Annotated in this window: 24 protein-coding genes; 14 read left to right on the forward strand and 10 right to left on the reverse strand. The window is 54.8% G+C overall.

What is annotated here, in order from left to right; all coding sequences use genetic code 11:
• Nucleotides 1-37: 37 nt before the first annotated feature.
• The 9 genes from ABGT65_RS02980 to ABGT65_RS03020 all read left to right on the forward strand — a co-directional run bounded on the left by ABGT65_RS02980 (nucleotide 38) and on the right by ABGT65_RS03020 (nucleotide 5,793).
• Nucleotides 38-307: a hypothetical protein gene (locus ABGT65_RS02980; protein WP_196053100.1), complete on the forward strand. Its 270-nt coding sequence runs from the start codon at nucleotides 38-40 to the stop codon at nucleotides 305-307.
• A 13-nt stretch (nucleotides 308-320) separates the two neighbouring features.
• Nucleotides 321-1,640, forward strand: coding sequence for a hypothetical protein (locus ABGT65_RS02985; protein ID WP_346699679.1), 1,320 nt, complete (start codon nucleotides 321-323; stop codon nucleotides 1,638-1,640).
• Between the two features lie 101 nt (nucleotides 1,641-1,741).
• Nucleotides 1,742-2,083, forward strand: a complete 342-nt coding sequence (locus ABGT65_RS02990; RefSeq protein WP_230324924.1) for a hypothetical protein — start codon at nucleotides 1,742-1,744, stop codon at nucleotides 2,081-2,083.
• 246 nt (nucleotides 2,084-2,329) lie between these two features.
• Nucleotides 2,330-3,235, forward strand: coding sequence for a reverse transcriptase domain-containing protein (locus ABGT65_RS02995; RefSeq protein WP_346699680.1), 906 nt, complete (start codon nucleotides 2,330-2,332; stop codon nucleotides 3,233-3,235).
• Nucleotides 3,236-3,318: 83 nt separating this feature from the next.
• Complete coding sequence (locus ABGT65_RS03000; RefSeq protein ID WP_346699681.1) at nucleotides 3,319-3,726, forward strand: hypothetical protein; 408 nt, start codon at nucleotides 3,319-3,321, stop codon at nucleotides 3,724-3,726.
• Nucleotides 3,727-3,731: 5 nt separating this feature from the next.
• On the forward strand, nucleotides 3,732-4,400 hold the full coding sequence (locus ABGT65_RS03005; protein WP_346699682.1) for a hypothetical protein: 669 nt from the start codon (nucleotides 3,732-3,734) through the stop codon (nucleotides 4,398-4,400).
• Nucleotides 4,401-4,412: 12 nt separating this feature from the next.
• Nucleotides 4,413-4,940: a glycosyl hydrolase 108 family protein gene (locus tag ABGT65_RS03010; RefSeq protein WP_346699683.1), complete on the forward strand. Its 528-nt coding sequence runs from the start codon at nucleotides 4,413-4,415 to the stop codon at nucleotides 4,938-4,940.
• Nucleotides 4,937-5,185, forward strand: coding sequence for a hypothetical protein (locus tag ABGT65_RS03015; RefSeq protein WP_346699684.1), 249 nt, complete (start codon nucleotides 4,937-4,939; stop codon nucleotides 5,183-5,185). Before ABGT65_RS03010 ends, ABGT65_RS03015 begins: the two co-directional genes overlap by 4 nt.
• On the forward strand, nucleotides 5,182-5,793 hold the full coding sequence (locus ABGT65_RS03020) for a hypothetical protein (protein ID WP_346699685.1): 612 nt from the start codon (nucleotides 5,182-5,184) through the stop codon (nucleotides 5,791-5,793). The genes ABGT65_RS03015 and ABGT65_RS03020 overlap by 4 nt, the downstream gene beginning before the upstream one ends.
• A gap of 88 nt (nucleotides 5,794-5,881) precedes the next feature.
• Here ABGT65_RS03020 and ABGT65_RS03025 read toward each other — a convergent pair whose 3' ends face one another.
• The 9 genes from ABGT65_RS03025 to ABGT65_RS03065 all read right to left on the reverse strand — a co-directional run bounded on the left by ABGT65_RS03025 (nucleotide 5,882) and on the right by ABGT65_RS03065 (nucleotide 17,217).
• Nucleotides 5,882-6,439, reverse strand: coding sequence for a hypothetical protein (locus ABGT65_RS03025; protein ID WP_346699686.1), 558 nt, complete (start codon nucleotides 6,437-6,439; stop codon nucleotides 5,882-5,884).
• Between the two features lie 123 nt (nucleotides 6,440-6,562).
• Nucleotides 6,563-7,453 (reverse strand): fimbrillin family protein, encoded by an 891-nt coding sequence (locus tag ABGT65_RS03030; protein WP_346699687.1) that lies wholly within the window; start codon nucleotides 7,451-7,453, stop codon nucleotides 6,563-6,565.
• A gap of 34 nt (nucleotides 7,454-7,487) precedes the next feature.
• The gene (locus tag ABGT65_RS03035; protein WP_346703046.1) at nucleotides 7,488-8,336 is read right to left on the reverse strand and encodes a FimB/Mfa2 family fimbrial subunit; all 849 of its coding nucleotides are present in this window, start codon (nucleotides 8,334-8,336) and stop codon (nucleotides 7,488-7,490) included.
• A gap of 45 nt (nucleotides 8,337-8,381) precedes the next feature.
• Nucleotides 8,382-9,488 (reverse strand): DUF3575 domain-containing protein, encoded by a 1,107-nt coding sequence (locus ABGT65_RS03040; protein ID WP_346699688.1) that lies wholly within the window; start codon nucleotides 9,486-9,488, stop codon nucleotides 8,382-8,384.
• A gap of 745 nt (nucleotides 9,489-10,233) precedes the next feature.
• Nucleotides 10,234-10,440 carry a helix-turn-helix transcriptional regulator gene (locus tag ABGT65_RS03045; protein WP_346699689.1) on the reverse strand — a complete coding sequence of 69 codons (207 nt, stop codon included), beginning with the start codon at nucleotides 10,438-10,440 and terminating at the stop codon, nucleotides 10,234-10,236.
• 344 nt (nucleotides 10,441-10,784) lie between these two features.
• Complete coding sequence (locus ABGT65_RS03050; RefSeq protein WP_346699690.1) at nucleotides 10,785-11,945, reverse strand: MFS transporter; 1,161 nt, start codon at nucleotides 11,943-11,945, stop codon at nucleotides 10,785-10,787.
• Nucleotides 11,942-14,293, reverse strand: coding sequence for a GH92 family glycosyl hydrolase (locus ABGT65_RS03055; protein WP_346703047.1), 2,352 nt, complete (start codon nucleotides 14,291-14,293; stop codon nucleotides 11,942-11,944). Before ABGT65_RS03055 ends, ABGT65_RS03050 begins: the two co-directional genes overlap by 4 nt.
• Nucleotides 14,294-14,349: 56 nt before the next feature.
• Nucleotides 14,350-15,459 carry an ROK family protein gene (locus tag ABGT65_RS03060; RefSeq protein WP_346699691.1) on the reverse strand — a complete coding sequence of 370 codons (1,110 nt, stop codon included), beginning with the start codon at nucleotides 15,457-15,459 and terminating at the stop codon, nucleotides 14,350-14,352.
• 33 nt (nucleotides 15,460-15,492) lie between these two features.
• Nucleotides 15,493-17,217, reverse strand: a complete 1,725-nt coding sequence (locus tag ABGT65_RS03065; protein WP_346699692.1) for a class I mannose-6-phosphate isomerase — start codon at nucleotides 17,215-17,217, stop codon at nucleotides 15,493-15,495.
• A gap of 130 nt (nucleotides 17,218-17,347) precedes the next feature.
• Between ABGT65_RS03065 and ABGT65_RS03070 the strand changes: the two genes are divergently transcribed.
• The 5 genes from ABGT65_RS03070 to ABGT65_RS03090 all read left to right on the forward strand — a co-directional run bounded on the left by ABGT65_RS03070 (nucleotide 17,348) and on the right by ABGT65_RS03090 (nucleotide 21,905).
• Nucleotides 17,348-18,076, forward strand: coding sequence for a GntR family transcriptional regulator (locus ABGT65_RS03070; RefSeq protein ID WP_346703048.1), 729 nt, complete (start codon nucleotides 17,348-17,350; stop codon nucleotides 18,074-18,076).
• Nucleotides 18,077-18,244: 168 nt separating this feature from the next.
• Entirely contained in the window at nucleotides 18,245-19,204 is a 960-nt protein-coding gene (locus tag ABGT65_RS03075; RefSeq protein WP_346699693.1) for a phosphoribosylaminoimidazolesuccinocarboxamide synthase, read from the forward strand.
• 309 nt (nucleotides 19,205-19,513) lie between these two features.
• The gene (locus ABGT65_RS03080; protein ID WP_346699694.1) at nucleotides 19,514-20,716 is read left to right on the forward strand and encodes a site-specific integrase; all 1,203 of its coding nucleotides are present in this window, start codon (nucleotides 19,514-19,516) and stop codon (nucleotides 20,714-20,716) included.
• A 276-nt stretch (nucleotides 20,717-20,992) separates the two neighbouring features.
• Nucleotides 20,993-21,451: a DedA family protein gene (locus tag ABGT65_RS03085; RefSeq protein WP_346699695.1), complete on the forward strand. Its 459-nt coding sequence runs from the start codon at nucleotides 20,993-20,995 to the stop codon at nucleotides 21,449-21,451.
• 1 nt (nucleotide 21,452) lies between these two features.
• Nucleotides 21,453-21,905, forward strand: a complete 453-nt coding sequence (locus tag ABGT65_RS03090; protein ID WP_346699696.1) for a GNAT family N-acetyltransferase — start codon at nucleotides 21,453-21,455, stop codon at nucleotides 21,903-21,905.
• Between the two features lie 149 nt (nucleotides 21,906-22,054).
• Here ABGT65_RS03090 and ABGT65_RS03095 read toward each other — a convergent pair whose 3' ends face one another.
• Nucleotides 22,055-22,579: a ferritin gene (locus ABGT65_RS03095; RefSeq protein WP_346699697.1), complete on the reverse strand. Its 525-nt coding sequence runs from the start codon at nucleotides 22,577-22,579 to the stop codon at nucleotides 22,055-22,057.
• Between the last annotated feature and the right edge of the window lie 83 nt (nucleotides 22,580-22,662).

Raw genomic sequence — 22,662 nt, forward strand, 5'->3', positions numbered from 1 at the left:
AAGTGGGTATTTTTGTGTAACTTAAAAAATAGGAGAAATGAGTACAACGAGAGGGGGCGAAACGGTTTCCGCCCAAATTGGAAGAATTGGCCCCATTGAAGGGCTAAGTTCGGGTAACTTCAAATTAGAAGGTACGCCGTTCAATATTAAGAACGACGGAGAAACCGCCGTAGTTCTTGAAGTAAACCTTTGGGGAATGGAGCCGGGCGAGTTCGTAGCTACGCGCTTCGAAACGGGCTGGAACCCCGAAATAGTCCGCGAGATTAAGCAAACGAGTATTAACGCTACCCTTGTTTGGGGGTACTAAATCTTATACGGCTATGGGTTTATTGATTGGAGTAGGAAACACGAAGCCGACGTTTCCCTACGATTACTACTACGGTATAGAATGGGATTCTAACGTAGCTTCTTCGGCTTGTACCCGAATTGGTCGCCCGGAACTTCACGTTTCGCTGCCTATTCAAAGTAAAATGCGCCGTTGTATCTTGCGCGATAACGGAACGGTGGCTTACTACCTTCATGCGAACGACAGCACCAAGCGCGATACGGGGGCGGCTGCCAAACTTGACGGTACCGACGGGCAGGTAATGGTAGAAATACCGGCCCACTACCGCAAGTTCGAAGTAGACGGTACTAAATTTCGCTGTCTTCTTTCTGAACACGCATTACCGGGGTTCCACTTGGTACCGCTTGCCTATCGTTCGGCTTACGAAGCTGCCGTAGACCGTACCGTATCGGCTACGCCGAAACTTGCAAGCGTCGTAAACACTTCTACGGCTTTCCGGGGCGGTAACAATAATTCTTCTTGGGACGGAACATATAGAAGCCTTTTAGGTATGCCGGCTACATCTATTAGCCTTACCAACTTTCGGAAGTATGCCCGAAACCGGGGGAATGCCGGCAAGAACGGGGCCGGTTGGAATTGCGACGTTTACGAGGTACAAAAATCTTGCTGGTGGCTTTATGCCGTCGAATACGCTAACTTTAATTGCCAACTTGCCTATAACGCGGAACCTACGAGCGAAGGATATAAGCATGGCGGATTAAGCCAAGGCGTTACCAATATGAGCGATTGGAGCGGCTATAACAGTTATAACCCTATGGTTCCTTGCGGGGTTACTAATTCTTTGGGGAATAAAACCGGTGTAGTAAACTACACTTACAAGAAAAGCGACGACACCGACGGCCAAACCCTTAGCGTACCCAGCTACCGAGGTTTGGAAAATCCTTTCGGGCACGTTTGGAGTTGGACGGACGGCTGTAAGTGCAATATTCAGCCGGACGCAAGCGGCGGACTAAGTGAGTTTTTCGTATGTACCGACCCGGCTAAGTACCAAGATAGCGACTATACCGACTACGAAAAGCGCGGCGAGTTACCCCGAAAGGAAGGCTACGTTAAAATTATGATGATTGGCGAGTACGGCGAGAATATGCCGGTAGAGGTAGGCGCAAGTTCTACTACTTACTTCGCCGATTACTTCTATACGAACGTAGCAAGCAATACCGGACAAAGGGGCGTGCGTTTCGGCGGTGATGCGTCTCACGGCGCGCTTGCCGGCTTTTCGTTCGCGTATACGGCTTACGCGGCTTCGTCTGCGTATGCGTCTGTCGGCTCCCGGCTTTGCTTTTTACCCGTTTGAAACGACACGTAACGGAACGCATTTAACAAAGGTTTAATTACGGCGGGCTTTCGAATTAGCCCAAATAAGGACGAATGCCCGCCGTTCAATTTTTCGCAAAAATGGAAAACAACAACAGACAGGACGACGGAAGTTTGGCTTTTTTGCAGATTGAGCCGGACGCGAATAACAAGCATTTCAACTGCCCGGAAACAAACCAGCAAAAGTTAATCAATCTTTCGTTTTGGGTTGTAGACTATTTGGACGACGTTAAAACGAAGTTCGGAAATAACCGCTTCTTGGTTAAAATTAAATTCAAACTTGAAGACACGGATAGCGAAGCGCGAAAGTTCTTTACCAATTCGCAAGAAATTAAATATATACTTGGGAAGATTAAAGAACGCAACGCATTTCCTCGAAAAGTAACTATGAGGGCTTCGGGAACACGGTATTATTTTGAGTAAAAATAAAGGCGGTTTACCCTTGGGGCGTGCTTTTCGGCGGTAATGCGAATAACAGCGCGAATGCCGGCTTTTCGTACGCGAATACGAATAACACGGCTTCGAATACGAATGCGAATATCGGCTCCCAGCTATGCAGATTTTTAACGGGGTAAAAACCTTGCCACTTGGCAAAAAACAACAACTATTTAAGGGGTATTAGTAGGGATTCCCGAACGTTCCCTAAGAAATCAGCAAACAAGTAGCGCAATGAAGCGAATAGGAAACTTGTACGAAAAGGTTTGTTCTATCGAAAACTTGCAGCTTGCGGACGAAAAGGCCCGTAAGGGTAAGTTACGCACGTACGGAGTTATCGAACACGATAAAAACCGGGAAGATAACCTGTTGAAGTTGCGCGAAACCTTGCTAAACGGTACTTTCCATACATCGAAGTACGACGTATTCACTATTTACGAACCCAAAGAACGGGAAATATACCGCTTGCCTTACTTTCCCGACCGCATTTTGCACCACGCTATAATGAACGTCTTAGAGCCTATTTGGGTTTCGACCTTCACGGCGGACACTTATAGCTGCATTAAGAACCGGGGGATTCATGCGGCTGCGAAGAAGGTAAAACAGGCCCTACGGGAAGACCCGGTAGGCACTACGTTTTGTTTGAAGCTGGATATTCGCAAGTTCTATCCTTCGATTAACCACGACGTGCTAAAATCCATTCTACGCCGCAAGTTGAAGGATAAAAGGCTACTTTGCCTGCTTGACGAAATTGTAGATTCGGCGGACGGCGTACCTATCGGAAACTATCTAAGCCAATATTTCGCTAACCTTTATTTAACCTACTTCGACCATTGGATAAAGGAGCAGAAAGGCGTAAAATATTACTTCCGCTATGCGGACGACATTGTAATACTTGCGCCCGATAAAGCCTACCTTCATTCCTTAATGGGCGAAATTAGGGCGTATTTGGGGGACTTGAAATTAGAGGTTAAAGGGAACTGGCAAGTTTTCCCCGTAGCGGCTCGCGGTATCGACTTCGTAGGATATGTATTTTTCCATACGCATACCCGAATGCGAAAGGGCATTAAAAAAGACCTTTTGCCGGCGGTTGGCGAAGTTGAACAAACGGAAAAGGCCACTATCCGAAAAGGACTTTAAGCAGGCTATTTGCCCTTGGTGGGGTTGGGCGAAGTCTTGCGATAGCAAACACTTGATTAAGAAACTTTCTAAAACATCAAAGTATGAAATCAAATTCAAACGATAGACCGCCCATTTTGCAGGACTTGGGTAACGGAAGCTGGCATTACAACTACAATATTACCGAAGTAGAGGTACAGCCGGAACCTATGGCCGAAACCGAAGGCGAACAGAAACCTGCCGCACGGAAGGCATACGATTACGACACGGTGGAAATATGGGGCCGGCCGGATTACGACAAATGCGTAAAGGCCGTTTTGCGTTCCCGCCGGGACGAAACCGAAGAATTTAGCCTTATCAACAAGTATAACGCTTTTGTGCTTGGGCTATCGACGGACGAAACGGACAAAACGGAATACGAAGCCTACCTTTCCGAAGTCATCGCGGTAAAGGCTATGGTTCGGGCCGATTTGCAGGAAGCAGGAATAGAAGTTACGGGGTCTAAATTGTAGCAGCTATGGAACAGAAAATAGAAAAGAGTATCGGCTTTCTTCAAAGGTTAATAGCCTTGCAAAACAAATACGGCTTTTTCTCGATTATCAAAGGGTTGTTTATCCTTCTGCTATCGGGGTACGTCGTATTCTTCGCGCTTAATCCTACTTACTTGTTGGATAAAATAGAGAACGCGAAAACGGAGCAGCACGAAGACGCAATAGCCAAGCGTATAAAATCAGATACCGAAATACGCCTTATTTTGGAACGGTTGTTAAACAAATCCGAAGCCGGCCGGTCGTGGCTTATCGAATTTCATAACGGAAATTCTAATTTGGGTTCCGGGTTGCCGTTCCTATTCGGTTCTATGCGATTGGAAGCAACGCAAGATAGCATTATGGGAGTAGAAGAAGAATACGCGGATTTTAGCCTTTCACGTTATCCGTTGCTCGCTAAGGTCTTGGAAGACGGTTATTTCTACGGCAGTATCGAAGATATTAAACCCTTAGACCAAAAACTGTATTTCAAAATGAAATCCAATAACGTAACCGAAGTAGCACTATTGGCTATATACAAAGGAACCGCTCCCTTGGGCATTGTCGGCCTAACCTATTGCAATACAGAAATGGACGCGCAAAAGGTCGGTATGTTGATACGCAAGGCCGGGGTTCAGATAGCTACGTTATTGTCCTAAAACTAATTCGATATGGCAGACGTAAGAAAACTTTTACCCTTCATTTTGAAGTGGGAAGGCGGGTTTGTAAACGACCCGCTGGATAAGGGCGGCGCAACCAACAAGGGCGTAACTATCGCCACTTGGCGCAATGTAGGCTACGATAAGGACGGGGACGGCGATATAGACGTAGACGACCTTAAACTGCTTACGGAAGACGACGTTTTGAACCGGGTATTAAAGCCCCACTATTGGGACAGGTGGAAGGCCGACGACATCGTAAGCCAGCCGGTCGCCGATATTTTGGTGGATTGGGTTTGGGGTTCCGGCGCGAACGGCATTAAGATACCCCAGCGCATATTAGGAGTACAGGCGGACGGTATCGTAGGCCCGAAGACCTTGCAAGCCGTCAATAACGCCGACCCGCGCACGTTGTTCGACGCTATTAAGGCCGAGCGCGAAGCCTTCCTTTACCGGATTGTGGAACGCGACCCTTCGCAAAAGCGGTTTATCAAAGGTTGGCTTAACCGGCTTAACGCCCTTAAATTTTCGGAAGCATGATAGACACCCTTATAGTTGTCGTAGTTCTTTCCTTATCGGGTGGCCCGGCAGACAAACCGGCAGATAAGCCGAAAGACCGGGCCGCCCTTATCGAGCGGCTAAGGGGTGAATTTCGAGAAGCGGCGCGGAAAGCAGATGAAGCGACCAAAGAAGAACAGGCGCGAATACTCGATTTGTCGGATATGCGCCGAATAGTAGAAGAACTTGAAAAGAACAGCGTAAAGAGAACGGAGAAAAAGCAATGAGAAATTTATATCTTATAGTTTTGGTTTTCGCCGTATTGCTTACCGGTTGCAGCACGCCGCGAAAGTTGGCCGGTAGCACGAAGGAAACGGCTAAGACCGAGGAAAAGCGGGACGAAACGATAGCGGCCGAATTTCGCCGGACGGTAGACAGCACGAAAACCGAAGGCGTAGAAGTAACCTATACGAAAATCGAGTTTTTCCCGCCGGAACCCGATACCCTGCCGGCAAAGCAGGGCACTACGAAGACGGGCGGCCCGTCTAAGACGGTTGCAGACACGCCCAAGAACCGGCCGAAGGAACCGAAAGAAAAGCAGCCGCCCGATACCGGAAGGCAGGGAGCTATTAAGAGTATCGAAACATTCACGGTAAAACAGAATACCGAAGCGACCGGGGTAACACAGGAAGAACAGAAGACGGAAACGACCAAGGCGGAAAAAGTGAATACGGACACCGATAAGGAAGCCGATATTACCGAGAAGCCGGCGGCCGACCCGTACAGGTGGCGTTACATTTTCGGGATTTTGGTACTATTGGCGGTTGCCTTTTTCTTCCTTCGGAAGACGAAAGTATTTACGGCCGTAGTCGGCTTCTTCCGCAAATTGTTTTAACGTGGGATAAAAAGAAAGCACCCAAAAGAACCTAAAAATGGGTTCCTTTTTGGGTGCCTTACTTGTAAAACCTTAATAGTTAAGGTTGTCAGCGGAGAGAGAGGGAGGTTACTTCGTCGAGTGCATCGCCGATGGGCGTGACGCGCACCTTGGCCAGCTGGTGGGTGAAGGTCAGCGTGACGGGTGTCTGGTAGTCTCCCGTGCCCGAGCCGCTCAGCAGATAGGCAAGACTTTGGCTTTGGTCGCCGAGGTCGAGGGTGCCGTCCGTGGCGGGGTACCAGGCGCTGACGGTGCGATTGGGTGTCGTGTTCGTCCAGTAGAGGGGTGCGTCGGAGGTGGCTGTGCCGTCGTCCTGCACGGTGTAGGTGGCAGTCTCTGTGCCGTCGTCTATCTGCACGGCGAACGGGTCGCCCGCGTCGAACACGCTGCCCGTGCCGTCCACGGTCTCGCTGACGCGCGTCTGCGGTGCGCCCCAGGGCTGCGCCTCGCCGCCCTCCACGCCGAGGGTGATGCGGGCTATCTCCAGCGGGTATTGTCCTTCGGGCAGACGGTCGCCGTCCGCCAGTTCGTCCTTCGTGCAGGCAGCCGTGGCAAGTAGCAGTGCGGCTGCAGCAAGAAGCAGATGGATGGAATGTCTTTTCTTCATATCGGGTTGTCTTTTATTTGTTTTCGTTTTGTGCTGCCGCCGCCTGCGAAGACGGCCGTCGCACCATAGTGTCTATGGGCAGCTCCGGCTTGACGCTTGCGCCGGGGCAGCGGTATGTAGGGCTTACAACTCTGCACTTGCATCGTTCGAATCTCCGGATTCCCACGGGTTAATTGTGGGGTCGCTCACCTCGATGTCCTTATTGTTGAGCGTTATGTTGTAGGTGTATGCATAGCCTGCTGTGTAGAAATTGGCTGTGGGTGTAGCAGGCAGTTTCAGTTGGGCGTTGTAGCTCTGTCCGTTGTAAGACACTTTAAGGTTAAGAGAGGAGTTCACTTCCTGTGGGAGAATGATGACTTGCGAAGTGGTGGCACCGCCCAGCTGCATGGTAATCGGCGATTCGGCGGCTGCGGTTACAGCAGTTGTTCCGGTAGCCGTGTCGAATGTGCCTTCGTGCTTCAGCCCCTCCAACGTGTAGCCGGCAGGTTCCGTTTCGTTGAAACTGAGACCATCGCCTGCCTTGAAGGTGAACTTGATGAGACTCATGCAGTGGTGGAAGGAGTTGTCTTCACCGCCTTTGTCGGTTTTGTCGGTGAAGCTCACCTCCGGGCTGCGGGTGCTTCCCTTCGCTCCCGAGGCAAAGAGGAAGTCGATGCCGGGGCCCTGCTTGTCGGCCGTGGTGCTGACGCTCACCGTTCCGCCGTCAGACTGATACGGATAGTAGGCGGAGAAGGTGGTCGGGTCGCTATCCTGGAAGAAGATGATGGTTCCGGTCGGTGTGAACTTCCCGCTTTCCCACCGGTAGGGGACGTTGGTGTAGCCGAAGCGGCTTTCGGAGATGCCTATCTCGTCACGTTCCGCCCACTGGGTGCCGCTGGCGCGGGTGGATACGGCATCGGAGATTTCGGCGTTGATCACTGCGGCCACGGGGCCGTCGTTCAGGGTCCCGTCGTCGCTGGTGCAGGCAGCAAGGGCGAGTGCCAGTGCCAAGGTTGCAAATAATCTTGTCTTCATCGTTCCTGTATCTCTTATGATTCTTTTTTAACTTTTACAGTTCGGCATCCACATTGCCGCCGTCCACCGTTTCCCAGTCGGTAATCTCTCCGGTGAAGCCCGCCTCGCCCGGGGTCCCGGCCAGGGTGCCGCCGAGGGTCAGGGGCACGGTCTTGCCGTCGTTGAAGCCATGGAGGGCCGCCGTGAGGTCGCTATTGAGAGATGTAGGCTGCGGGTTGCCGTCCGTGTAGGTCAGCGTGGCGGTGAGCCGCTGCGCGTCGCCCGCAATGCCGAGCAGCCGCACGGTCGCCGTCCACTTGCCCGCATCGTCGCCCGAGGTTATCTCGGTGAAGTGCAGCTCCACCTCCGAGGGCGTGCCGTGGGTGCCCGTCGAGAAGTCCAGCGAGCCCGCCGCCCCGCTCAGCGTCCCCACGATGGCCTCTACCCTCTCCGCCGCATCGCCCGTCGGCTCGATGACGAGGGTAAGCTCGCGCACCTGCTGGTGCATCACGGCGGTCAGTTCGCAGTCGGTGTCGGCCTCTATCGCCACCTCCTGCACGGAGGTGAAGAGCCAGCCGGGGGCGCTGCTGATGTATGCCCCGCTGCCTGCTTCCCGGACGACGGCGGCCGTCGTGCCGCTTACCGTGATGTTCTCGGGGGTGTTGCAGGCCGCAAGGGTATAGATGCCCGGAGTGAAAAGGCAGTCCGGCGAGTGGGTCGCACCGGTCTCCGTGCCCGTATAGCCGCCCATCGTCACGGTCCACTCCGCAGGGATGGCCACGCCCTCGCCCCGGCCGCTCCAGTCGGCGGTCACCGCTATGCTGCCCGTATCGGGATGCGGCGTGTCATGCAGTTCGTCCTTCACGCAGCCGCCCAGCGTGAGCAGCAGCGCGAGGGTCAGCATCGTTGTCGTATATCCTGTCGTTGTCTTCATATTCTCCTCCTTTCGCTAAAACAGCTTCCACACCAAGGTCACGCCGGCGTTGATCGGGCCCCACCAGTGCTTCGTCTCCGTACCACGGCGGACCCGCACGCCGTCTGTCACATCGTATCTCTCCGTATCGGCGTTCAGGAAGCCCAGTCCGAGGGTGAAGTCCATCGAGAGGGCTTCGGTCAGCGGCAGCCGGTAGCCGCCCGTGATGCCGCCGCCCAGAAGGTCGCCCTGACGGCCCGTTGCGGAGAGCTTGTAGTTGAACTGCCCCGCCTTGAACATCGCACCCAGATAGCCGCGCTTCGTTTCGCCCAGGTACCAGCGCACCTCGGGAGCCACCTCCCACAGGGCGTAGCGGCGGGCGTTGTCCTGCCAGGTCCACGAGGTCCACGAGCCGTTCACCATGATGCCCACGGAGGGGCTGATGCGCCACTCGACACCGACATCGGGCGTGAGCGTCGCCCAGCGCAGCAGGTTCGCCCGCAGGGCAAAACGGTAAGGGGCGGATGGTTGGGATTCCAACGGAGCGGCGGTTATCTCCTGGGGCTGTTCAGCTTGCCCTGCCGCCTGTTCTTTGGCAAGTCTGTCCGCTTCCGCCTGCCCGGCAGCGCGGCGTGCTTCCTCGGCCCTGCGCCGCTCTTCAGCAGCCTTGCGCTCCTGTTCGGCCCGTTCGGCGGCAAGGCGCTCGGCCTCGGCCTCTCCCGGTCCGTCCGATTCGGCGGCGGATGCTTCCGGCGCAGGCACGGTCAGACGGACAATGACGAAATCACCGTCGGAAGCGTGGTTCCTGGTGATGAAACACTCCTCTTTGATTCCGCCGCGCACGATAAGCTCCGACTTCACCCGGTTGGAACGGATGGCCGCCACCCGCAGGTTTTCCCTTTCGCCGTCAAGGGAGTTGCACCAGCCGTCCACGTAGAGCGGAGCCTCTCCGGAGAGGATGTCCTCCCTGTACCGCTCCACGCACTGCAGAAGCCTCTCCAGCTCCGTATCATTGCCGCCCCACGGCACATAGAACATATCCTTCTGCGGCACGAAGCGGAAGGTGTAGACCGTATCCGGCCTCTCCTGCGCCGACAACGGCAGCAGCAGAAACGCACAAACGGCGGTCGCTATGGTTCTCATCGTCCTGTTCATATATTCATCTATGGTTTATTTGTTCTTTACCGGGCACAAAAAGCCCCGAAAACCTGCGGGCACAACATGGACGTGCGCGCACGGCTCCGGGGATACATGAAAGTCTCCGCCAGCACGTTGCCGCATGGCGGAGATATGGCATGTCTTGCGTAATTTCCGAGTAACGAATGGCTGCAGGAAGAAAAATTTCTTCCGGCATCCCGTCCGGTTGCACGACAGACAAAGGCACACAAAGGACGCGTCGCCATTCTTTCAGAAGTGGCTGCGCAGGCAGATGAAACAAGGGATGCCCGCCGTGTCCTTCGTATCCTATCGTTGTAATTCATTGTGGTATAATCAACCAAACACAAAGTTATGGATTTTTTTTGTGCTACAACGGCAAAACAGGCATTTATTTTCGCCGGAAGTACAATTTTTTATTTGAAATATACGGTCCGAAGCGGAAAAAGGGCGTTATCCGACCGTTCCGGCCGTGTCTGTCTGTATTGCTGTGCTACCAAAGACAGTCCCATGCTTTGGCTATTGGATAACTGTTGATTTTGTCTCCCCTGTTTTAGAATCTGGCTCATCATGTCCAATGCACATACCACATCCTCTTTAGCAATGCAAGAAGTTCATTCCAATAATTTGCTCAAACTCGCTGCAGCGTATTGAGGACGGATGACACTTATCTGTACATACGCCCCGTTATCAGAAGTTACACACCAAGGAGATAACACATGCCCACAGAACATCATTCCCGTTCATCCTTGTCTGTCATCAGATCTTTTAAGTCTACCTGAAGAATCTCTGCTATCTGCTGCAGTGTCTCCAGGTTTGGCTGGATTCTGTTGCAGGCACAGGCATTAGCCATGCTGAAACTCTTATCCAACTTTTTAGCCAGCCACGTCTGAGAAATGCCTTTGTCCGCCAAGACGGCCTTTATCCTATTTAGCTTCATTTCTAAATGCAATTATAAGATATAGAACCAACAACCGCGAAAATATCCGCGAATCCGGGCTCTGTTTTACAGTCCATTCTGGCGAAATAAACCCCGACATGCCCTAATCTTTGCAGACGGGGCCTGTCGGGGCCCGAAAAGGCTGCTCTTGCCTCTTCCCCCCCCCTCTGCTCGGAACTTTAGACATTTCCCGGGGTATTGACAAACGAAACCGGCACGCTCCAGCCTCTTTTTGAGAACGGAACGTGCCGATTTTCCATAATCGCCGCATGATCGCCCCCTCCCGGCGATACAAATTCACAAGGAAATACGCTTTTACGCCCGGGACAAAGCCAACCGGCATCCTATGCCGCTTTGATCCTGTAGGCGCAGTAGGTCAGATACAAAACGCACAGCAGGATGATGGCTAATCCTCCGATCATACCCGCCATGTCTATGCCAAAACCCATGACGGGCGTCACGATACCTCCTCCGGCAACGGCCGTAATCATCAAACCGGAAATCTGATTGGCCTTGTCCGCCCGCGCCGAAAGTGCCGCAGAATAGATGATGGAGAAGACCGACGACGCAAAGAAACCTACGCCGCCAATACATACCAGGCTAACCATGGCATTGCCCGAGAACATCAGCGCAAGCACCGACAGAATGCACAGCAGAATGTTGATCCTGAAATATTTCACGCCGGAGATCCGGGACAGCAGAACCGCCCCCAGCAAAGCGCCGACCGTCCTGCTGAAGAAATAGACCTGCGGGGCGAATTTCACCTGATCCTCACTCCATGCAAATCGTACGGACATGAGTTTCGAACTGATGAAATTGGTGCCTACGTCCACTCCGACAATGAACAGAATGCCGAAAAAAAGGATCAGAATGGTTTTGTCTTTCAACAACCCGAATGTCTCTCCGAACGAAATCCCGCTTTCGGACGCCTGTTCCCTCCGGACAGGGACCAGAAGCAGCCACAGCGCCGACAGGATCGTCACCACCCCGAGGATGGGGAAACAGTAGTACCAGTTTGCCTCGCCGAACATCGTGACAGCCATCATCACGATCTCGGGGCCTACGAGCGATGATACGGCCTTTATTACCTGACCCGCCGTAAGGCTGCTGGTCAGCATCTTCTGGCTGGAGATCACATTGCTCAGAAGCGGGTTCAAGGAGACCTGAAGCATCGCATTGCCGATGCCGAGCAATGCATATGCAATCATGCAGGTAACCCCGTTGTATACGGCCAAAGGCAAAAACATACCGATGACCGTAACGCCCATGCTGATCAGCACCGTGTTCTTTCGCCCCCACCGGTTCATGGCGTTGCCTACCGGAATCCCGAGAAACAGAAACCAGATGAAAACCATCGACGGAACGAATCCCGTCATCGTGGAAGACCATCCGAACGTCCGCTGAACATAGTCGGAGGTGATCCCGACGATGTCGCAGAATCCCATGATGAAGAAGCCGAACAGAACCGGCAGCAGACCCAAAACCGAATTTGTCCTGTTTTTCATATTCCCCAGTTTTCATTAGGTTCCTGACCCATGACCAGATGGAGCTTCCCGCCCTTGAATACCTCATCGCGGTATATCCGGCAACGGTCAAGAGGTTTACCGTCAAGTGTAGCCGACTGGATGTAATAGCAATCCGGACCATTCCCCTCCGTCTCTATGACAAACGAGTCGCCTTCGGCATTTTCATCGCTCAGCTGGATGACGATCTTGTCGAACAGCGGACTGCCGATCTGAAATTCGGGACGTGCGTCCGTCCCGCCCTTCACATCGAACAGGCCCATCGATGAAATCACGTACCAGGCCCCGAGCTGGCCCTGGTCCTCGTCCTGGCCATAGCCGTAACCATGCTCGCCGGTCGTGCCGTAGAATTCGTCGCAGATCAGACGAACCCATTTCTGGGTGAGGTATGGCTTGCCCGAGAAGTTGAACAGCCACGAAATGTGCAAACTCGGCTGGTTGCCATGGTTGTACGGGCTCTGCAGCCCGGAAAAGGCATTCACGACCTTCCCGCCGCCGAAAATGCTCGCCCTGGCCACCGTGAAAATGGAGTCAAGCCTTGCGTTGAATTCGTCCCGGCCGATCCTCCCGATCAACTTCTCCGGCTCGTGGGGAACAAAGAAAGTGTACTGCATGGCATTCCCCTCCTGGAAACCGCGCCAGGACTCCAACGGATTGAAGTTGTCGATAAACGCTCCGCCCGGCACTCGCGGACGGATCATCTTCAGCGAGTCGTCGAACAGCTTCTCCCAGCCGGACGAAAGTTCGCTGAGTCTCCTGTAATCTTCCGTTTTCCCGAGAGCCTTCGCCATCTGGGCCACGGCATAGGAGCTGAAGCTGTACTCCAGGGTATGCGATGCCGAGAACGTCGCACCCTGCGGGCTTACCCCGAAATGGACGCTGTTGTCATACGGCACATAGCCGTTCTCCACGAACTGACGCACATCCATCTTCCCGGCTCCTTCGATCCGGCCTTCCCAGCCGAGTTCGTTTTTCAAAGCCGCCGCATACGCCTTCTCGATGTCATAACCCCTTATGCCGCTGTTGTATGCCCCGGCAATGGCGATACTGACCATGTTCGTCCCGACGCCCGAAACATACCTGCTGGCGGCAATACCGTCTCCGAGCCATCCGGCATCCTCGTAGACAAGAAGCTGGCTGTTGATGAAGTCGTTGTAATACTCCGGATAGGCAAGGGCCCACAGCGTCGTCAGGTTCCAGTACGCGCCCCATACGGCGTCCGTATTGTAATGGTTATGCCGGGGCTTCCCGTCATTGTCCAGCGGAATCTGACCCACGCTCCCGTCGTTTCTGGGATAGGCGCCGTTGACATCGCTCGCAAGGCCTCGGCCAAGCAGCGCATGATACAAACCCGTGTAGAATTTCACCCTGCTCTCTTCCGTCCCGCCGTAAACGCTGATCCGGCCCAGTGCTTCTTTCCACTTCTGCTCGGCCGCAGCCCGGGCTTCGTCGAAACCCATGTCGTCCGCCTCCGCAAGCAGATTCAGCTTCGCATTCTCGACCGAAGTGTACGAAAGTCCGATTTTCACGTTGACGGTCTCATCGGCCTCCGTCCTGTAGTTCAGGCTCATCATGGCCCCGGCACCCCGGATTTCAGTCCCTTCGGACGGTTCCCCGCCCTGATAGAAGACGCTTGCCGATTCCGGAGTCTTGTCGAGCACGGCATGGAAATACATCGTAACCGTAGCTCCCGGCTGGTATTTCCTGACATACTCCGGCTCGGTAACCACGTATCCCTCAACGACGTTGCCATCGAGTTTGATGCAGGCATCCTTCACGTTGCCGCTCTCACCCTGCCGGTTGCCTATGTTGAACAGGATCCGCGCCGCATCCGAGGCCGGGAAGGTGTAGCGCTGAAAACCGACCCGTTCGGTCGCCGTCAGTTCCGTCCGAATCCCGTAGTCCCCGAGAACCACGGAGTAGTAACCCGGATGCGCCTGTTCGTCCCCCTTGTCGAATCTGGAACGGAAACCGCCGTCGGGATCCTCCAGCTTGCCCGGCACGGTCTTGAGCGGTCCGGTGACCGGCATCAGGGAGATCCCGCCTATCTGGAATTCATGCAGACAGGGGAAACCGTCGATGGAGGTGTGACCGTCTTCATACCCTACGGCCTCCCATCCCTGCAGATTGCCGTATGTCCCGTTGGTGGAGGCTCCGAGCTTGGCAAGGCCAAAAGGCACGGCGGCCGGAGTATAGAAAAACCAACGGCTGTGTACGGACCCCAGATTGGGATTGACATACCTGCTGAAATCCCCGTTCGATACGCTGCCGCAGCCGGCCAAGACGGTCATACCCGCCAGAACGACAGCCAATGTTCTTTTTTTCATAATATTAGATTTCTCCTTTAAAGACAACCGGGCCTGCAACGAAGTGTTTCATAACTGTTTTACGCAAGTTGGTGGTTATCGAGTTGTGACAAGGCAAATGAATAGGCCCCGAGCGCGATGGCACGGCTGGCCCCCAGGAAACTGACGGCGATTCCCGTTTTCTTGTGACAGGCATAGCGGACCTCCTGATCGGAGAAGGGGACCTTCACCGTCTTGTCCTTCTCCTCCAGGAATGCCTCCATCCCTTCGGGAGACGACAGGTCGTATATTTCGGGTTGCAGGCAGGGGAACGACATCCCGGAGAAGGTCCCCACCGGACGGTTCATCTCCTTGATCATCCCCGGAATGATGTATTTGGCCGCCCCCGAGATTCCGCCCCCGAAGACAACCAGGCCGTCCACGATGTCCAGCGCCCTTACGATCGCATCTCCGGCCATCTCGCCCAACTCCTCGAAACTCTGCACGGCCGCCCTTCTGTCGCCCGGCATCGTCCCTTCGGCAATGTCGAATATCTCCTTGGGTGAGAGGGCAGAGGCATCGCAGCCGCTCTTCTCCGCATATACCCGCTTGACGGCCCGGATGCTGACGCTCTCTTCCGCAATCAGATCCGGGTATTTCTTGTTGCGCATCAGCCATACGTCGCCGCCACAGCCGTTGTCGCCGGACAGAAGACGCCCGTCTATGACCACTCCGGCCCCGAAACCCGTCCCGAGCGTGATGCCTATCAGGTTGGAATACCGTTTGGAACTCCCGCTCTCTTCGAGCCGCCTGTTGATCGCCGGGAGCATCCCGGAGAGAGCCTCTCCGTAAGCGTACAGATTCCCGTCATTGTTGATATAGACCGGGATGCCGAACTTCTGAGAAAGGAAGGGCCCGAGCGCCACGCCGCCCCTGAATGCGGGGAAATTCGGGAGGTCGCCGATAATGCCGTTCCCGTAGTCGGCAGGACCCGGAAAAGCGAAACTGATGGCTACCGGTTCACCGCTGACGGCCTGTTTGACCTGGCTGAAGCCCCGTACCAGCGATTCGAGGCAGCCGCCCAGGTCATCGACTACCGCCGGAAGCCTTATCGGGGAGACGATTTCGTCGCCGCCCCGCATCGCAGAGAATACGAAATTGGTCCCTCCGGCATCAAGAGTCATCACGACCCTGCTGTCATGTTCATACATAGTGTCAGTATTAATAGGTCAGTCAATAGCCTCTCAGCATCTTACGTATGCCTTTATCGTCACGCACGCCTTCCCGGCAGCCCTGCCGCAGGGCGCGATGGTGTATCGGCCGACTCCGGCAGGTATTATGAAAGTCTCGGCATAATGGACGACAAACGACTCGAAAGCATGGTCCGGACTCTCCACGACGGCCTCTTCGCCTTCAAGCAGATTCAGAACGTTGACGCTGCCGTTGGTCTCGTGCAGCACCGGAACCGTAAAGCGATGACGGCGGGTCTCGATGAATTCGTTCCGGTGCAGTCCGGTCCTCTCCTCCGTCCAGCCGTCTCCGGAACCCACCGTCTCAAAGCGGTCGTACAGATAATCCTTCACGTATTCGGTATTGCGTTTCCAGTCGATCACATCCTTGCCGCGCTCCACGTTGATCGGACGGGGTTTCCCGTCGAGGCCGAGCCGCTGCCAGTCCCACAGCTTGAAGGTGAAGAGATTGGGCGTGGAACTGATCTCCAGCACCATGCTGTCCGACCCGGAACAGTGCACCGTACCCCCCGGAATCAGGAAATGATCGTGTTTTTTCGCATGGATCTTGTTGACGTATTTCTCCGCATCGAAAACAATCTCACCCTTTTGCGCCCGGCGCAGGTCGTCGATCATTTCCTGCGGATTCATGCCGGTTTTCAAACCGATGTACACCGTGGCATTCTCCCCGGCATCCAGCAGGTAATAGCTCTCGTCCTGGGTGTAGGGAATCCCGAAATTCTCCTTGATGAAATGGGTCGTCGGGTGTACCTGCAGGCTCAGATTGCCGCCGCCCATCGTGTCCAGGAAATCGAAACGGATGGGAAAATCCTTGCCGAATCTCGCTTCTACGGGTTCCCCGAGCACCTCGCGGCTCTTCAGCAGGATCAAATCGACGGAAGGGAGCTCGAAGCGCACGCCGTCCACATCGAAATAGAGGCTGTTCTCCTCCGGCACACAGTCAAAGCACCATCCGAAATTCTCGACGCTGCGGTCCAGGTCGCACACCTCCTTCATCCATTGTCCTCCCCACGGGGCGGGGTCAAAGAAGGGCACGACGCGGAACGGTTTTGAAGCCGTCTTCTCGATCCCGGCCATGAAGGTCTTCCGGTCAATCATTTTCGGAGACCCGGCAATATGGGTATCGACCCAGTAGTCCACCTTCCGGAACAACCGGTCCTTATGCCTGTCGCAGATCCTCCAATCGTTGAAATACCCTCTTTTATATTGGATGGAAACCGGATCCTCCCGATTGTCAATTCCCAGCGCCTTGACTTCATGCCGGCGGAAACGCTGCTGGATCTCCCACCGGGCCATGTCCGCATAGACCAGCACCGCACCTTCCGGTGCCACCAGAGAGGCGCCCGTACCTATAATAACGATATTTCCGCTCACGGCAGCCTTCTCCCGGGCCGCCGCAAGTTCAGCCTCATCAAAATAGTCGATCAGATTCAGGGCCGTAACATGCCCGAACAAAACATCATCCGTCATGAATTTTTCCGTCATGGCGCGCACCTCCTCTTCCGGGACCATCAGATCTCTCGTATGGATGATTTCGGCGGAAAAACCAGAAAATGCGGCCGCAATCTCCTCTTCATAAGTCCCGGTATACAGCTCTATTGCGAGAGCCCGCTTCCCGCCTGTCGCACGCTTAAGCTCACACATTATCGATTCCCAACCCTGTACGACCGCTCCGGAGATTTTCGTAGCGGGGAATTTGTCGTAGTTAGCGTGTCTCATAACAGATATTGCATTTGTTTGAACATATAGATTTTGTGCAAAAATAACGATTTAATTTATTTCGTGAAATTTTTTTACATTTTTTTGTAAATTTGTATCGTATTTATGGATTGACAATGAAACAGATATGATGGATATAGACCACAACAGCGACAAGCCCCTGCACATCCAGGCGGAAGAGATCATGAGGCGGCTGATCGAATCCGACGAGTACAAAAACGGCAAACTGCTGCCCAATGAAATCGAATTGTCCAAACAATTGCACATTTCAAGGAATACCTTGAGACAGGCCATCAACAAACTCGTGTACGAGGGTTTGCTGACCAGAAAAAAGGGCTTCGGGACCAAGGTCGTCAGAAAAGGAGTCGTCAGCGGCGTCAAAAACTGGCTGAGTTTCTCCCAGGAGATGAAAATGCTCGGTATCGTGATCCGCAATTTCGAACTGCACATCAGCTCCAAAACACCCAACGAGGAGATCCGGAACTTCTTCAATATGGATCCGAAATCCGGTCAGAGATGCGTCGTGCTGGAAAGGGTCCGGGGTAAAAAGGAGTACCCTTTCGTCTATTTCATCTCGTATTTCAATCCGAATCTGCCGTTGACCGGCGAAGAGGACTTTACAAAACCGCTGTATGAACTCCTCGAAAAGGAGTACGGCGTTGTCGTCAAGACCAGCAAGGAAGAGATTTCAGCCCGGCTTGCAGGAGATTTCATCGCCGAAAAGCTGGAAATAGAGGCCAACGATCCTATTTTGATCCGAAAGCGTTTCGTATATGATGAAAACGGGGTCCCGACAGAGTACAACATTGGTTTCTACCGGGCCGACAGCTTCACCTATACCATCGAAGCCCAGCGATAGCTCCGTCCCGGGCACGTTCCGGGATGCGACGGCCGGCGAGGAGGCGACAAGCGGGTTTCCGGAGCGACGGCACACGCCGAATCCCGGCATTCGAAACCTAAAACTTCCCGAAGGATTCCATTTTCGGACAAAAACAGTATCTTTGCATTCGTTAAACCTGCAAACTCCATGAACGCTATCACACAAACCGATTTCGCTTTCGAAGGGCAAAGAAGCAAGTATACCGGAAAAGTCCGCGACGTATACGACATCAACGGCCAATACCTCGTCATGGTCGTCACCGACCGCATCTCGGCGTTCGACGTCGTGCTGCCCGAGGGAATCCCCTACAAAGGGCAGGTCCTGAACCAGATCGCCGCCAAATTCCTCGACGCGACGGCCGACATCCTCCCGAACTGGAAACTCGCCACACCCGACCCGATGGTTACGGTGGGCCGCAAGTGTGAGCCGTTCAAGGTCGAGATGGTCATCCGAGGCTATCTCTCGGGACATGCCTGGAGAGAGTACAAGGCCGGAAAAAGAGAGATCTGCGGCGTGGCGATGCCCGAGGGGATGGTCGAAAACCAGAAATTTCCCGAACCGATCATCACCCCGACCTCGAAGGCCGCCGAAGGCCACGACGAGGATATTTCGAAAGAGCAGATCATCGCTTCGGGGCTGGTCAGCCGCGAAGAGTACGAGCAGCTCGAAAAATACACCCGGGCCATCTATCAGCGCGGCAGCGAAATCGCCGCAAAGATGGGACTGATCCTCGTGGACACGAAATACGAATTCGGGAAGAAGGACGGCGTCATCTACCTCATGGACGAGATCCACACGCCCGACTCGTCGCGCTATTTCTACGCCGAAGGGTACGGGGAGCGTCTCGCCAAAGGGGAGCGGCAGCGGCAGCTTTCGAAGGAGTTCGTCCGCGAATGGCTCATGGCCAACGGATTCCAGGGACAGCAGGGACAGCAGGTGCCGGAAATGACCCCGGAGATCGTTGCGGGCATCACCGACCGATATATCGAACTCTACGAGAAGATCACCGGCGAGAAGTTCGTCAAGGCGGCCGAAGCTTCCGACACCCGGGCCATCCTGAACCGGATCGAGAAGAGTGTCTCCGAGTGCCTGAAAGGGCTGAAATAGAACGGTTAGATCTCCCCTCCCGGGAGTCTCCAAAAGCGGCAAAGTCGATTTGCCGCTTTTTTTGTTGCCCGGATTTTCGGGAGCGTTCGCGGCCCGGTTTGCAGGCGGGGGGGGGAGAGGCGTTCGGCCCCGGAATGCCGGAAAGGCGAAAACCGTGCCGCAAGGAGCCTTATCCATACCATAAAGCCGTTCCAGGAGCATTCCCGCAGGAGCATTCCCGCGCCGGAACGACCTCACGACATACAATCCGTTGGCGGCGAGCAATGCGGATTTCGCTATAATTTTGTTCTGGTTAAATCATGAACGAATATGGCAAGTGTAAAAGTGAAATTCCGGCCGTCCACCGTCGACGGCAAGGAGGGCCGGATCTATTATCAGGTCATTCAGAATCGGGTTGCCCGGCAGCTCCGGACCGATTACCGCATTTTCAAGGATGAGTGGCTCTCCGAAACGCATTCGCTGGCAAGCCCTTCGGGAGCCCGGTTCAATCACCTCCTCTCCCTGCACAAACAGGTCGACTGGGACCTGAAACGCCTGGAAAACCTCATCCATCGGCTGAATGCCCGGAAAGAGGGATACACGGCCGACGATGTCGTCTCCGCATTCCGCGGCAACGACGGGTCGCAGACGCTCTTCAGCTTCATGCAACAGCTCATCGCCCGGTTGAAACAGATGGGAAAGGCCCGAACCGCGGAAACCTATCTGGCCACACTCCGCAGTTTCGTGCACTTCAGATACGGCAAGGATCTCCAATTCGACGAGATGGACTCCGAAATGATGCAGATGTATGAAGCCTACCTGCACAACAAAGGGGTTGTGAGGAATTCGAGCTCCTTCTACCTGCGCATCCTGCGGGCCGTATACAACCGGGCCGTGGAGCAAAACCTCACGGTGCAGCGGAATCCGTTCAAGCACGTCTATACGGGGATCGACAAAACGGCCAAACGGGCCCTGCCCCTGGCGGCCATCAAGCGCATCAAAACGCTGGATCTCGCCAGCCAGCCCCACCTGCAGTTTGCCCGGGACCTGTTTCTTTTCAGTTTTTACACGCGGGGGATGTCATTCATCGACATGGCCCACCTGAAAAAGAGCGATCTGAGGGAGGGTACGCTCTCGTACCGCCGCCGGAAAACCGGACAGCAGCTCTTCATCAAGTGGGAAAAATGTATGCAGGAGATCGTGGACGCCCATCCGACGGAGCGCTCCGAGCCGCATCTGCTCCCGATTCTGGACGCTTCGCGCGACGACACCCCCACGGGATACAGGACGATCCTGCTGCGGATCAACCGCCACCTGAAAAAGATCGCCCGCATGGCGGGGATTCAGCCCGCCCTCACGCTCTACTGCGCCCGCCACTCGTGGGCGAGTGCCGCAAAGAACAAGAACATCCCGGTTTCGATCATCAGCGAAGGCATGGGACACGATTCGGAGGCCACGACGCAGATCTACCTCGCGTCGCTGGACAACGCGCTGGTCGACAATGCGAATTCACTGATTCTGAACGACCTGTAATCGACGAACCCGCAAGGTCCGCTACCGGGCAGCAGCCATTCGGTCCGTCGCACCGAAAACCCCGTTTTCATTTGCCGCAGCACCCGCCTTTTCGGAGCTTTGGCATTGCAGTTCGGTACAGCACCCAAGGAAAACCCGTTTTCATTTGGCGGTCCTCCTGCCTTTCGCTATCTTTGCCCTGCAAAGTCCGAGTTTTCCTGAAAGTCTTCGGGAAGTTTCCGGAAAATTCCAGAAAACTTCCCGAAACTCCCGAAAAACGCTCGAACAAGTTCCAGCATGGAAGCGATCACCGAATTCCTTATCGACTGGGGCTACTGGGGCCTCTTTCTCTCGGCATTCATTGCCGGGAGTATTCTGCCGTTCAGCTCCGAAGCCGTGATGGTCGTTCTGGTCCGCATGGGGCTCGATCCCGTGGGATGTGTCGCCGCCGCAACCCTGGGCAACACCCTCGGCGGCATGACCTGCTACTGGATCGGAAGCCTCGGGCGAACCGAATGGATCACCCGCCTGGGCGTCTCCACCCGCCAACTCGCCCGGGCCCGGAAATTCCTCTCCGGGCGCGGAGCGATGATGGCCTTCTTCGCCTTCCTGCCCACGATCGGCGAGGCTATTGCCGTCGTACTGGGGTTGATGCGCAGCAACGTCTGGATTACGGCAGGCTCGATGCTCGCAGGCAAGACCCTGCGCTATGTCGTCATTCTGGCGTCGTTCGAAGGCGCCCTTTCACTCTTCTGACATGGAAATCCGACCGACCGATACCCCTTCCCGCGAGCTGCTCCTGCTGGCCGACGAATCCGAAGCCTCCGTCAACGACTACCTCCCGCGCAGCCGTTGCTATGCGGCTTTCGAGGGTGGCCAAATCATCGGGCAGTATCTCCTGTTGCACACACGTCCCTTCACGGCCGAGGTCGTAAACATCGCCGTAACTCCCGACCGCCAGCGGCAGGGAGTCGGAACCGCCCTGCTGCAACACGCCATCCGCTCCGCCCGTGAGGCGGGATTCCGGATCCTCGAAATCGGAACCGGAAACTCCGGCACCGGACAGATCGCCCTCTACGAACGGTGCGGGTTCGTCCGCTGCGGCGTTGACGTCGACTACTTCCGCAAGCACTACCCGGCCCCGATCTTCGAAAACGGGGTCGAATGCCGCCACATGGTACGCCTGCGCATGGATCTGCTCCCGGAATAATTCCGGGTGGCTGCCCGACACCCCCTTGCCGCCGGACAAAAAAAGGTCCGGCCCCGCCACGCGGAAACCGGATCACACTGCCTTGACAAAAACTTCTCGATGCGGAGCCCCTGTCCACGGCGGGTCGGGGGTTCCCATCCGCCTGCGGATCAGGCATTCGCCGAAGCCAGCGGCGCAGCCTGCGTATAGGTACGGGCTGCCAGCTCCTTGTCGAGCATGTAGAGCCCGAACTTGTTGCCTTCGACGGCTTCGCACGCCGTGATCATCTCACGCGCCGACTCCTCCTCCTCGACCTGCTCGTCCACGAACCAGACCAGCATGTTCGACGAGGCGTAATCCTTGTCCTCGGCGGCAATCGAGGCCAGGTTGTTGATCATCGCCGTCACCTTCTTCTCATGGACCAGCGTATCCTGGAACATCTCCAGCGGCGAAGCCCATTCGGTCCGGACCGCCTCGATCGGCTTCAGGGAGACCTTCCCGTCACGCGAAAGAATGTAGTTCATCAGAATGCGGGCATGGTCCTGCTCCTCCTGGAACTGTACGTAGAACCAGTTCGCAACGCCCTTCAGCCCCTTGGCCTCGGCATCCATCGACATCGAAAGATAGAGATATGCCGACCAGAATTCGGCATTGACCTGCGCATTCAGCGCCTCATGCAATTTTTCACTCAACATAGCGGTAACTTTTTAGCTTGACACTGTTTTGTTTGTTGTTTGCTGAGGCAAATATACAATAGTTTTCCGTTATTTGTACAAAA

The sequence above is a fragment of the uncultured Alistipes sp. genome (assembly GCF_963931675.1).
Lineage (GTDB): Bacteria > Bacteroidota > Bacteroidia > Bacteroidales > Rikenellaceae > Alistipes.